The organism is Chromohalobacter sp. HP20-39 (genome assembly GCF_033052815.1).
Taxonomy (GTDB): domain Bacteria; phylum Pseudomonadota; class Gammaproteobacteria; order Pseudomonadales; family Halomonadaceae; genus Chromohalobacter.
Genome location: NZ_JAWHTP010000100.1, coordinates 1 through 530 on the forward strand (window position 1 = coordinate 1; position 530 = coordinate 530).

Consider the following 530-nt stretch of genomic DNA (forward strand, 5'->3'; position numbering starts at 1 on the left):
TCCATCTTCTCAAGCACTGTCCGGATGATAGTCCGCTCCCTGTCCTCATCGATATCGGCAAGAAAATTGGTAGGTGCATTGTTGATTCCGTGACCAATCCAAGCCCAGTTGCGGCGCTCGCCTTCCTCGATGATGCGTGGGTATTCGGTGATGATGTCCGAGTTCAGACAGACTGTGCCACGCATGTGCAACGCGTCCATGATGTCCATGATTCGCCACAGTCCAACGCGATTTCCATAGTCACGCCAACCATAGTTCAGTGCGTCAGGAATGAACCTCGCCGTGGCGGGGACGATCGCGGTACCGGGAATGTCTTCAGGGAAGTGCTCAATGTTGATGTAAGGAACGACAGCCACGCGAGCGCCATTGGGAAACTTGAGTGGCGCGCGGTCGATGATGGGTTGGTAGTCATAGTGGCTCGTTTGAGTCAGTTTATTCATTAGTTGTTCTCCTGTTAGTAACAAATTTCGCCTAGTCTTTACCGAACGCTTCGCGGGCGTTCAATGAAATCAAGAACTTCCTGCTTGCTA

Annotated in this window: 1 pseudogene; it reads right to left on the minus strand. The window is 51.9% G+C overall.

What is annotated here, in order from left to right:
• Positions 1–440 (minus strand): annotated as a pseudogene (locus RVY79_RS17125) (hypothetical protein); the annotation flags it as partial.
• Positions 441–530 lie beyond the last annotated feature (90 nt).